Raw genomic sequence first — 12,273 nt, forward strand, 5'->3', positions numbered from 1 at the left:
CCTCAGTCCCCATACAGCGCTTCGGCGTGGAAAGTGATGTGATCCTCCATAAAGGTGGACACGAAATAGTAGGAATGGTCATAGCCGGGCTGCAGTCGGTAAGTGGCCTGCTGGCGACGCTCGGCAATTGCCTGCGCCAGTGCCTCCGGGCGCAACAGATCCATAAACTGATCGTTTGCACCGGTGTCGATCAGGACCGGTCCGTCAAAGCCTGTGCTTTTCATCATCGCCGACGCGTCATGCTTGGCCCATGCGGTCTCATCATCGCCCAGATACGCGCTGAGTTGCTTGCGGCCCCAATCCGCACCCATGGGGTTCGAGATCGGCGAGAAGGCCGAAACAGACCGGTAACGCCCGGGCAGGTTCATCGCCAGCGTCAATGCGCCATGCCCACCCATCGAATGCCCGGTGATGGCCTGACGATCAGGATCAATCGCAAAGTTCTCGGCCAGAAGGGCAGGCAACTCTTCGGCAATATAATCCCACATGTTGAAGTGAGGCGTCCAAGGGCCTTGCGTGGCATTGACATAGAACCCTGCGCCTTGACCAAGGTCATAGTCTTCGTGATCTGCCACGCCTTCGCCGCGTGGTGAAGTGTCGGGGAACACCAGCGCAATGCCCTGTTCGGCCGCCCAACCCTGGGCACCCGCCTTCGTCATGGCGTTTTCATGGGTGCAGGTCAGGCCCGACAGATACCACAGAACAGGAACGGGGCCGTCCTTGGCTTCGGCTGGAAGAAAAAGGCCAAATGTCATATCACATTTGCAGGCCGAGGAAGCATGGCGATAAACGCCCTGCACACCACCAAAACAGGCATTTTCCGAAAGGGTTTCCATCAAGCTGATCCTTACGTTGTGTCCGGGCCATGGCTACCGCTCTGCAGCGTCGGCGTAAAGTGCAGCCACCTCTGGAAAGCTCATTTTTCGAAAAGGTGAAGATCAGAATCCGCTGACCCATCCTATCGCCAGCGGGACGGTCAGAATGCTGGCGATGGTAGATAACAGGATGGCAGCAGATGCCCGTTGCGGGGCCACACCGTAGTGCGCGGCCAGCATGTAAACATTGCCTGCAACTGGTAAAGACGCCGCCGCGATTGCGACCATCGCAGGGAATGAGGCAACCGGGATCAGCCAAATCACCATAAGTGCCACGAAAAACGGATGCAGCACCAGTTTGCAAAAACTCACCCAGCCCGCGATCTGGATGCGCTCGGCCGATTTGTCTGCCAGTGACGCCCCGATGGCAAACAGCGCCCCCGGCGTAGCCGCACCGCCCAGAATTGTCAGAAAATCATTAAGCGGGGCTGGTACAGGCACCTCTAACGCAGACCAGATCAATCCGGCGGAGATTGACAAGATCATGGGGTTTCTCAGCAGGCCAATCCCGATCAGGCGCATCGTCCCCAGGCTGAGCCGACCATCGCGGCCACCGTTGATCAGGATCACGATCAATGAGGAAAACACAACCAGATCAACTGTCAGCACCAACATCACTGGACCTATGGCAGCTTCGGAGAATAAAAGCGCAAGCATGGGCAGGCCCAGAAACCCAACATTGCCAATAGCAGCACATTGCGCCTCGACCGCGGCGGTGGGGATGTCCAGCCCTCGGAGATAAGCGATAGCCGTCGCCAGCGCATAGACGCCAGCAGTGCCGATCAGATACCCGATAACCAGCCGACCGTTGAAAATTTCGGCAAAGGGCAGGGTGGCGGCAAACCGGAATAGCATAGCCGACAAAGCAAAGAAAAACACGAACTTGGTTAGATATGCTGTCGCCTCGGGAGGGAAAAACCGGCTGCGTCCGGCCCAGAACCCCAGGCCGATGATTGCGAAAAAGGGGAGAGTGCGCAGAAATATCTCGACCATGGCAACGTGTTAACATGGCTGGTCAGGCTCGCAAGGTTGACGCACGGTCGGCGGTACGATTGAAGCCGTAACGTTGTGCCAAAACCGCTATCGGAGTGAAAAGCGTTGAAACTGAACCGAACGGTTTATAGTGTTGCAGGATATCGCAATCCGGAGACACCATGACCCAAGCCGCCACCATCCTGCGTACAGGCCGTAAATTCGACCAGGTGTTACGTGGGGCCCGAGAGGTTTTCATGGCGGATGGGTTTGAAGGCGCAAGCGTCGATGACATCGCGCGTGCGGCGGGAGTTTCGAAGGCAACGCTATACAGCTATTTCCCCGACAAGCGGCTGTTGTTCACCGAGGTTGCCCAGACCGAATGTCGCCTGATGTCTGAACGCATCCTTTCGATGATCGATGAGACCAAGCCAGCCCGCGAGGTGCTGACGATAGCAGCCACTCAGCTTACGGCTTTTCTCGTCTCGGACTTCGCGCAGCAAGTCTTTCGCATATGTGTGGCCGAGCGCGACCGATTCCCCGAGCTTGGTAAAGCGTTTTATGAAGCAGGGCCCAAGAACGGCCAACGCCAGATGGCCGAATATCTGACCAAGGCGGTTGGTAAAGGTGAGTTGGCGGTTGAAGACGTCAACATCGCGGCCGAGCAGTTTTCTGAACTGTGCAAAGTCCGACTATGGGGCCGCGCGGCGTTCGGTATCCAGAATCGATTTGACCAGAACGAGATAGACGAGGTTGCATTGCAGGCCGTCGACATGTTTATGGCCCGCTACGGCGTATGAACTGCGTAAGTTCGCCGGCGATCAATCACATTGATGGTAAGAAGTCGTGTTGGTGCGGGTGGAGGGACTTGAACCCCCACGCCTCGCGGCGCCAGAACCTAAATCTGGTGCGTCTACCAATTTCGCCACACCCGCAACCCGATGCCGAAGCACCGCGACGACGCGCTGAATAGCAAAGCTTTTGAATGAGTGCGAGAGGTAAAATCAAGCGAGAGGGCAGTTTATTATCGTCTCGCTGGAAACAATCTTTTGCCCAAGTAAGTTTAACCAGAACTCGCATGTGCCAAATGTTAAAGAACGTGCCTTGGACAGTGAGAATGCGGTTTGGCCAGTCTTTCCAGCACGAACAGTGCTCAGGTGCTGGTTCTGGTCGTAATTTCACCTGTGTGAAGGCCGGTTTTTGGTCCTTCTTTTTGTTTCCATTTAGCGAACATTTATCGCAACTTTTCTCTTTATATTAAACTCGCATACGTTGAGTCGCTGAGAGAGTACTTTGTGTGGGGCACATTTCAAAAAAGTGTAACTTGAGGTGAGTGGTTTCGTATCGAATTTCAATCAGAGGTTCCTTCGATCACAGAAATAGAAATTATTTCTATATATTTCAAAAAAGTAAGAAGCAGCATGTAAATCCTTGACGCAACGGAACCTCGGACTCTTTAACAAGCAATCAAAGCCATAAAAACTTGGGCAACTCGTCAACGTCTTGGCTTACACTCTCATAGGTTGAGGTTTTTCTATGAGAAGCCATCATAATTGTGCCACATTTCAAACGCCAAAATATCCTATTCGCGTCAAAATAACACCGCGGTAATCGTAATTGATTGGGCGAAGGAGTTAATGAGTCTTTTTGCCTTCTGGCACCGTGCGAGTTTCTGCTCAACTCCAGAACAAGGGTCTCTGTCGTGACCAACCAGATCAAATCCGTTGCTTCCGAGCAAGACGCTGTCAGCCTTGCGCGTGAAAGCTTTATTGGCGAACTGAAAACCCTGAACCGTCAGCACCCTGGCACAGGATTCGGCGTCGCTCTTCGTACGCATTCGGGCAATCGCTACTTGCTGGCTAATGCCCGCATGCCGCTGCCTGCCAACAAAACAGATGATTTTCCGACCGGACGCCGTGTGGCTTGTTTGGAAAATGGTGAAGGCTTCAGTTCAATCGAAGTTCTGGCTGATTCTTTCGCATATGAATCGATTTCACCGCGAACCGAGGCCGCAATCCTCGGCAACGCGCTGGACCTGATCGCACGAATCGACACGCTTGCAAGCCTGCCTGACGGGGCAGGGAACCACATCGCTGCAACTGGTACCGGAGGCTGACCATGGCGCGTAACGACCACCTTCTGTCTGTCGGAAACGAGTCCCTGTCTGAGATGACAGAGGCAATGACTTCGTTGACGACACAGATCGACCAATTGACAGAGGTGGCGGATGCGCGGTCTTCCGCACGGCTGGCTGCGCTCAAGACCAAAATGGAGAATTTTACCGCCAGTGTCACGATGGTGGGGCAGGTGAAGGCCGGCAAATCCTCAATCGTGAACATATTGGCCGGGCGGCCAAATCTTTTGCCTTCGGATGTGAACCCGTGGACCTCGGTGGTTACAACGCTGAACATCAACACCCGCACAGAAGGCGACACCCGTTCCAAATTCACATTCTTCGAGCAGGAAGAATGGGATAATCTGATGGTTGGCGGCGGTCGTCTGGGCGAGTTGGCCAGTCGAGCCGGTGCCGATGATGAGATGGACGATATTCGCCGTCAAATCGGTGAGATGAAGGCCAAATCAGAAGAGCGGCTTGGGAAGCACTTTGACCTGATTCTCGGTCAGAGCCACCAGTATGATTACTTCGATGATGAACTGATACAGCGGTATGTGTGCCTCGGGGATGAGGATGACCCGGATATCGACCCCAAGACGGGTCGTTTCGCCGATGTGACTAAATCGGCCGAGCTGTTCATGGATATCCCGCAATATCCGATCTCGCTCAAGCTCTGCGATACCCCAGGTGTGAACGATACCTTTATGGTGCGCGAACAAATCACCCTTCGCAGCCTGCGTGGATCAGAAGTGTGTGTTGTTGTTTTGGCTGCCAGCCAGGCGCTGACCACGATGGACATGGCGCTAATGCGGATCATCGCACAGTTCGAGAACCGCCAGATCATCCTGTTCGTGAACCGCATCGATGAATTGTCAGACCCGGTCAATCAAGTGCCTGAGATACGTGATCGTATTCAAGACACACTGAAACAGAACAACATAGACGCCAACACCAGCGTTGTTTTTGGCAGCGCTCTGTGGGCCGAGGCTGCGCTAACCGGAAACCCGGACATTCTAACTGAGGAATCGCGCGAGGCGTTGAACACCTTCTATCTGGCGGCTGGATTTGGCGATCAGGCTGCATCGCTGGATAAGATCTGGGCGCTATCAGGATTGCCTGATCTGCTGCTCGCCATGAATGAGCGTATCGCTGAGGGTGCAGGAACGCGTCTTTTGGATCGCGTTCGCCATCGGGCGCGCAACATCGCCAGCCAGATCCGGGCGACTGCAGTGGCCAAGACGCTGTCAAACTCTGACGGTATCGTTCGGGACCTGGATGGTGCGTCGCCCGAAGAAGCGATCGCAAAGGTTTCGGCTGAATACGAAAAGAAAGCCTCGGAACTGACAACCAAGCTTCGCGACAAGGTATTAGAGCGACTTGCGTCCGCAGAAGCAAATTTTGTCAAACGTGCGACGGATTCTCTGATCTCACATCTGGAACAGAATGGTGAGCAGGGTACATGGCAATATGATCCGGCAGGTCTGCGCACCTTGCAGAAGGCGGCATATTTCAGCTTTGCCCGATCCATGCGTAATGATGCCGGTGCTCTGTATTCGGCTGCTGCAGCGGATGTCGAGGCACTGTATCAGAAGCTGCTGGGCAACCACTTAGGTGAATTCAACATCGAAGCCCCGATCGTGCCGCGTGTACCCCCGCCATTAGGGATTGGCCGCACAATCGCACTGGACCTGCAGAGCACATGGTGGCGACGTTGGTGGCAACGCCGCAAAGGGTTTGAAGCTTATGCCGCAGACTATACGCGTTTGATCGCGTCCGAGGCGAACTCGATCACCAAAGACATCGAGGAAAACCAGATCGCCGCCGTCTTAGAGAACGTGCGGGCCACGTTGACCGACTTTATTGCCGAACAGAAGGACACGCTGCTCAGCATCTCGCAATCGCCTGAAAGGGCTGCGGCCCAGATGGCCGAGCAGAAGCCGCAGAAATCACGTGACGATATTCTGGGCGATATCCTGAAAGACCTTAGTAACGAAGCAGCATAAGAAGAGTTATGGTAAAAGAATCACAAACCCGCTTCGTCTCTCCCAAGGCTTGGAACCGCATCGAGCAGTGGTCCCGCCGCAAACCTGTGTTTGCGCTCATGGGGGAATTCAGTGCAGGCAAATCGACGTTGATGAATTTCCTGCTGCGCAAACAGGCACTGCCGACGCAGGTCACAGCGACGCAACTGCCGCCGATCTGGTTCAGCTGGGGCAATCGACCCGCCTATATCAAACGCCATGATGGTAGTACGCAGAATATCGAATTGGATCAGCTTGAACAGGTTGGTGTCAACGACGCCCAGTTCATTCGCATCTTCCTTGAAGCCGACATTCTCGAGGCGGTCGACCTGATCGACACACCCGGCATTTCGGACCCGAAGATTTCGACGGATGTCTGGCAACGCGCAGTTGGCCAGGCCAATGGTGTGTTGTGGTGCACGCACTCGACCCAAGCTTGGCGCGAGACTGAACGTGCCACTTGGGTTTCGCTGCCAGAACGTCTGCAGCACAAGTCGCTGTTGTTGGTGACACGCGCAGATGCCTTGAATCAGAAAGACCGTCAAAAGGTCTTACGCCGTGTAAATCGGGAAGCGGGTCATTTGTTCAATCGCACGATCCTGTTCTCGGCCCGTGATGCCATCATGGCCCGTGACAAAACCGGCGACGCCGAGCTGTGGTCACGCAGCGGCGGCGGCAAGATGGTCGACAGTTTCCTTGAGATCACTGAGCAGATCATGGACAGCCGTGCGGATATGCTGTCGCGCTATCAAATTGACAAATCCCTGTCAGACGCACCCAAAGTTCAGCCATCGCGGCCCGAGAAAACCTCTGGCGATGCGCCGCTGAAACTTGTCACGCCGATGGAGGATGACACTGCCGATAGTGATGTGGTTACAAGTTTCCCGGTACGCCCTGCCCGCGTGGAACGCCGCACCGAGGAGTCCGGACAGGCGCGGATTGATGCAGAAGAAGCCGAGCGGATGCGCGCGGAAATGGCTACCGAAGTGGAGCCTGCTGATGAAGACTTACGTGCCTTGTTCTCTGACAAGACGGAAGATCCGCTGGATCTGAACCTCTTGGCAAACCCCATCACCGACGTGGATGAGTTTGATTTCATGGATGACGATGATGAGGAAGAGCAGGAAGATGCCGAACTGATCGTCTTGGGTGAAGAAGAGGACGAAGCGGAAGCAGTCGAAGCTGCGGACACCGAACAAGAGCCGTCGGAAGACGCCGAAGAATCATCAGATATCGAAGTATCGGTTTCGTCGATTACGGCCCTGTTGGCGGAACAGTCGGAAAACTCGGCAGACGAATATGAACCGGAGCCCGAATCGAATGCGCTGGCTCCAAACCGCGTCGTATCAATGGTGGGTGAAGCTGCTGCCGAAGAGATTGAAGATGCAGCCGATGACAAGGCAGATGATTTGGGCGATCGCCTCATAGAAACGCCACTCAGTGCTGCAGCAATGTGGGGTGAAATCGTGGCGCGTGAGAACCTGCCTGACGATGCAAATGGCCTGAAAAGCGCCTTTGCAGCATTCTTGTCCGAGTTTGACCAGATTGCGTTGGAACATGACGCTAAGCGGAATCAAGACATACCGGGCGCCGTTTCTGAGGCTCGCAAAAACGGCGGAGCGGAGTGGCATGCGATTTAGATTAAACCCGAAGGTGGGCATCTGAATGTCGATTGACTCTGCTCTGGCTTCGGCCATCGAAACCATACCCGACTGCATCGCAGCCGGGTATGTCGACATGGAGACCGGCATGTTATTGGGCGTCGACGCGTCGGACCAAGACAGCGCTGATGCGCTCGAAAATCTCGCACTTGCAGTAGCTAATCTGTTTCAGGGACGCGGAATGAAGGGATTCGAAGAACTCCTGCGTGCGGCAAAAATCGACGATACTGAACACCCCGGATTTGGGGAAATCGCGGTGTTCTCAAACGACCGGCTGCACATCTTTCTCAGGACAACAGAATATCCTGATCACGTGGTATGCTATATCTGCCGCGACAGCGCGAATGTCGGGCTGGCGCTTACGAAATCACATCTCAGCCTCGGGCCGGTGGCGGCCGCGGTGTAGACGGGACCAGAGGGGGTCACGCATGATGGATAGTGAAATACTGGATATGCTCGAAGGGATCGGGCGGACTTCGATCGCGCGCTTATCGCCTGCAATCTACCTATCGGGTAGCAGCGCACTGTTACGCCGGAATGAGGTGCTGGGGGCCATCCGGGGCACGATCTTGCCTCGGCGTTTGGAATTTACGGCGGCTGACGGGGCAACTTTGGCTATCGAAGTCAACAGCTCTCGGGTCACCGACGTATTCCGCTGTGCTTCGGGCCCTGTCCCGGATTTTGAAACCGAAGCACGCGAAAAACTGATCGAACGACTGGCGCAAGTGGTGTCGGAAATTGCAACGGCACCCGGCCCGCTTGAGTTGGTTTCTCTGCGCCCGGATACGGCGCTTGAGGCTGATGACGTAGGGGTTACCTTTTCGGAGGTCGAAGCGGCCTGCGCGCGGATTGAACTAATCGAAGAGCCGCGCATGGCCATCGTTTCCGACCAGACCTTAGAACCAGAAGCCCAGCCAGAAACTGCGTCACAAGGCGCCACCAGTATTGCCGGAAAATTCTTTGAGGGCGCGGATCGGTTCGCATTAGGTCGAATACTGATTGGGTCGACTGAAGACGAGATGCAATTTGACGGGTTGTGTGCGCAGGGCCAAGACGCACATCCGGACACGGATATATTGGCCCGATTCACCCGAGATCTGGCGGGATGGCAGGCCGATGGTTCCGATGCTTTAACTGATCCACAGCTGATCGTCATTCGCCCGACAGGTGGACAAGGCGCGGGTCTCGCCATCTTATGCGACGGTCAGGAAACCGCCGCCGCCGTTCATGACGCCCGCAAGCTGGGCGCTGTCGTCAACCTATGGAAAACATTGAATAGCGCCGTTGAATAACCGCGTTCCTGCCAAATAGTGTCCACTTTGCAAAGTTAAACAAAATACGAGTTACCAGGGTAAATCTTATGAGTGAGTTAAATCGCCGCGAGCTTATTCGCATCGCAGAAGACATGAACGGGACGAGCAATGACGAAACGCGTCACTTCATCTCGCGCATCGTTGACGACTTGTCGAACCTCAAGCCTTCGATAGCATTCGTAGGTCAAATCAAGGCCGGAAAATCGCGCTTGATCAACGGTTTCACCGGGCATGCAGAATATCTACCCTCGGACGTGAACCCATGGACGACAGTGATCACCGACATGCATTTCGGTCATCCGTCCGGTCGGACGTCGGGCGCCGAGTTTCATTTCTTCGACAATCGCCAATGGCAGGCCCTGATCGCCGAAGGTGAAGAGTTGCGCAACATGTTCCCTGATGAAGAGGACAGCTACAAGCGCGAGATGATCGAAGAGCAGGTCGAGGCAATGAAAACCCGCGCCAAGCTACGCTTGGGGGAAAGCTACAAACACCTTCTTGGCGAGCATCACGATCTGGATGAACTGACCTCGGATGACCTGGCGCGCTATGTCTGTGCCGGGGATGACCCGACGGATGAAGACCAGTATGACCCCGGTTCAGATCGGGGCCTTTACAGCGACATCACCCGTAAGGCCGAGGTCTATTTTGACATTGGCCATTTTCCGTATCCGGTGACAGTCACAGACACACCCGGTGTCAATGACCCGCTGCTGATCCGTGAAGAGATCTCGCGCCAGTATCTCAAGGAATCCGACTTTTTCGTCGTCGTGCTGTCTGCGCATCAGGCGTTGTCGCGGGCTGATCTGAAGCTATTCCGCCTGATGCAAGCGCTAGAGCTTGGTCAGATCGTGGTCTTCATCAACCGCGTGGACGAGTTGGGCGGTGGCGCCGAAGATGCCGGCAAGGTGCGCACAGACGTATTGGACGGGCTCGAACAGGCGCTTGGCAACTCGGAGATTGACGTTCTGATGGGCAGCGCCCAATGGGCCCATTATGCGCTGACCGGGGATGAAACCGGAATCGACCATGATCAGATATTGGCGTGGCTGAGGGCGCATCCCGAACAGATGAAGCAATATCTTGACGGCGTCGAAGAGATCAAGCAAGGCCCCGGCCCCATCAGCCGCGAAGGTGTATTGCGATTTGCCGCGATGATCGCGTCGGGCCTGCCCGATCTGCGCCGTCATGTGACCAAAGCCCTGACCGAAGGACCGCGCCAAGAACAGCTTAATATTGCGTGGCAGCACCTCAACAGTTTTGCCCAAGGTGAGCTTGAGCGCAGCACTGCGCGGCTTCGTGCGATTGAAGAAAAGGATGGTCCCGACACAGCGGATGTCGAAGAAAACAACAAAACGCTTTCTGAGTTGCGCGCGCTAGTTGAAGATAAATCCAAGGCCATCACCAATGATATGGACGATGTATTGGCCAATTTGCGGGGTGTTATGGATGACACCGTCGCCGAGGCTGTCTCGATCGTTGTGCGCGGCCCTGATGGGCAATCGCCTTTGCTGGCCAAAGACGGAGATACCGAGCTGAACTTTACGCCTCTGCGTGAGCGGATGCGCGAGCTTGTCCAGGGCGCGACACAGGTGGTACGGCAGCGCATGCTTAGTGAGCTTTACGCGATCGATATGCAGACCAATGCTGCTTTGCGCGCCCTGCCCGGATGGCAGGAACCCGCGGACAATCGCATGAATACCAGCGCGGTGCGTTGGTTCCGTCCGAATACAAGCGCACTGACGCGTGGCATCACGGTTGAGTTGCGTGTGACATGGCTGTCGCGACTGATATCGCGTCGCAGTGTGTTGAACCGCGCCGAACGGATGATCGTTCAAGAGTTTGAGATGATCGGAGACGATCTTGTAGATACCGCCAGAAGCGACCTGATCGAACGGATGAAAACCGTTCTCGACCATTATATGGCGCTGCTGGCCGGGCATCTGGAACATCGCGCAGGCCCCGATGGGTCGAACGCGCGCGCCGAAGCGCAACGTGCGGTTGACCAAGCGCGGCGCATCAGCGATGAACTAGGGGCGGTGCACGGAACTGCACCCGTGGACACTCGACAGGCAGAGGCCGCAGAATGATTGAATTCCCCGGAACCGAGAAGGAAGTGCGCCAGCTAGAGCGTTTCCTGACCGCCACCGAAAATGCTCCCTCATCGGCAGAGCTGGATGATATGCGCGCCCGCGCGCTGGCCCATGCCGAGCAGCTTTCGAACGCGGTTTCCATTGGTTTTGCCGGGGAGTTTGGAGCCGGAAAGTCCAGCCTTGCCAACATGCTGGCGGGGGCAGACATTCTGCCCACCGGGCCGCAGCATCTGAAATTGCCCCTGGTGATCGTGGCCTATGCCGATACGCCTGAGACAACCGTTGGTTGGTGGGACAAGGAACCCAAAGTCTATTCCGGTATAGCGCTGGAAAAGGCAGCGGCGGATGAACCCGATTTCATCTCGGTCGGGTTGAATACCCCTGCCCTGCAGGAGATTTCGCTGTTTGATTTGCCCGGTGCCGGTGCACTGGATGATACCTACAAACACACTCTAAATTTGCTCGACTATGTGGATTGTGCGATCTGGTGCACCAATGGCACCAACGCCTGGCGTGAAACCGAACGCCATTTGTGGTCGCAGGTCCCTCAAAAGCTGCGCGATAACAGCTTGTTGGCTGTAACACATGCCGATTTGCCTCCGGTGCGGGATGCTCTGGATCGGGTAGTCGCACGCCTGAACAAGGAGAAGGGCGATTTGTTTCGCGCGGTTGTGACCATCGGCACCCCGGTAGCGGTACGGGCCATGGAACAAGAGCCTGAACCCGACTTTGCTTTGTGGGAAACCTGTGGCGGGCAGAACTTGGCAGAACAGGTTTTGCACATAGCCTCTGATCACCGTCGCCATGATCTTGAGGCCGCCCAAAAAGATCTGGCTGAAGAGTTTATGCCTTATCTGGAGAACCTTACTGGTGCGGCTTCGACAGATCGCGCTGAGGCCGACGGCAATACTGTGCAGGCAAGCCTAGAGGTCGCCCTGCCCCCCTGGACAATCCAATCCTTGAAGACTGGCTTGCGGCCATCGCCAGCATTTACAACGATCTGCGCGAAAGCTCAGATATTGAACCGGCGGCCTTCCTGCAAAGCTGTCAGGAAATCGTCGAGGATTTTGCCGAAAGGTTAGAATCTGGTACCGAAATCGATCCCAAAGCAGACTGGATTCCGGCCGAGTTTGAAAAGGCCACTGACCTGTTGCTGTTGCTGCAGTTTGAAACCGGGGACGCACCGCTGAAGGATGCGATAAGCATTCTCGCACAACTCAGC

At 55.4% G+C, this 12,273-nt stretch carries 10 protein-coding genes and 1 tRNA gene; 8 read left to right on the top strand and 3 right to left on the bottom strand.

All coding sequences use genetic code 11. From position 1 onward, the window contains the following. Positions 1-2 precede the first annotated feature (2 nt). Positions 3-836 carry an S-formylglutathione hydrolase gene (fghA, locus tag AC1DFB_RS20025; protein WP_480922657.1) on the bottom strand — a complete coding sequence of 278 codons (834 nt, stop codon included), beginning with the start codon at positions 834-836 and terminating at the stop codon, positions 3-5. 102 nt (positions 837-938) lie between these two features. Continuing rightward, the gene (locus tag AC1DFB_RS20030; RefSeq protein ID WP_480922658.1) at positions 939-1,868 is read right to left on the bottom strand and encodes an AEC family transporter; all 930 of its coding nucleotides are present in this window, start codon (positions 1,866-1,868) and stop codon (positions 939-941) included. A gap of 161 nt (positions 1,869-2,029) precedes the next feature. Here AC1DFB_RS20030 and AC1DFB_RS20035 point away from each other — a divergent pair, with 161 nt between their 5' ends. Continuing rightward, positions 2,030-2,647 (top strand): TetR/AcrR family transcriptional regulator, encoded by a 618-nt coding sequence (locus AC1DFB_RS20035; RefSeq protein WP_170393933.1) that lies wholly within the window; start codon positions 2,030-2,032, stop codon positions 2,645-2,647. Between the two features lie 50 nt (positions 2,648-2,697). Here AC1DFB_RS20035 and AC1DFB_RS20040 read toward each other — a convergent pair. Next, positions 2,698-2,782 (bottom strand) — tRNA-Leu (locus AC1DFB_RS20040). A 767-nt stretch (positions 2,783-3,549) separates the two neighbouring features. Here AC1DFB_RS20040 and AC1DFB_RS20045 point away from each other — a divergent pair. From AC1DFB_RS20045 to AC1DFB_RS20075, 7 genes are all read left to right on the top strand, one after another. Beyond that, the gene (locus tag AC1DFB_RS20045; protein ID WP_170393931.1) at positions 3,550-3,963 is read left to right on the top strand and encodes a hypothetical protein; all 414 of its coding nucleotides are present in this window, start codon (positions 3,550-3,552) and stop codon (positions 3,961-3,963) included. Positions 3,964-3,965: 2 nt separating this feature from the next. Further along, on the top strand, positions 3,966-5,966 hold the full coding sequence (locus AC1DFB_RS20050; RefSeq protein ID WP_480922659.1) for a dynamin family protein: 2,001 nt from the start codon (positions 3,966-3,968) through the stop codon (positions 5,964-5,966). An 8-nt stretch (positions 5,967-5,974) separates the two neighbouring features. Continuing rightward, positions 5,975-7,624: a dynamin family protein gene (locus tag AC1DFB_RS20055; RefSeq protein WP_170407290.1), complete on the top strand. Its 1,650-nt coding sequence runs from the start codon at positions 5,975-5,977 to the stop codon at positions 7,622-7,624. 25 nt (positions 7,625-7,649) lie between these two features. After that, positions 7,650-8,051, top strand: coding sequence for a hypothetical protein (locus AC1DFB_RS20060; RefSeq protein ID WP_170407295.1), 402 nt, complete (start codon positions 7,650-7,652; stop codon positions 8,049-8,051). Positions 8,052-8,073: 22 nt separating this feature from the next. Then, the gene (locus AC1DFB_RS20065) at positions 8,074-8,937 is read left to right on the top strand and encodes a hypothetical protein (RefSeq protein ID WP_170407298.1); all 864 of its coding nucleotides are present in this window, start codon (positions 8,074-8,076) and stop codon (positions 8,935-8,937) included. A 68-nt stretch (positions 8,938-9,005) separates the two neighbouring features. Continuing rightward, complete coding sequence (locus AC1DFB_RS20070) at positions 9,006-11,048, top strand: dynamin family protein (RefSeq protein WP_480568127.1); 2,043 nt, start codon at positions 9,006-9,008, stop codon at positions 11,046-11,048. After that, entirely contained in the window at positions 11,045-12,133 is a 1,089-nt protein-coding gene (locus tag AC1DFB_RS20075) for a dynamin family protein (RefSeq protein ID WP_480922660.1), read from the top strand. The genes AC1DFB_RS20070 and AC1DFB_RS20075 overlap by 4 nt, the downstream gene beginning before the upstream one ends. Positions 12,134-12,273 lie beyond the last annotated feature (140 nt).

It is taken from the genome of Ruegeria sp. S84 (assembly GCF_056583445.1).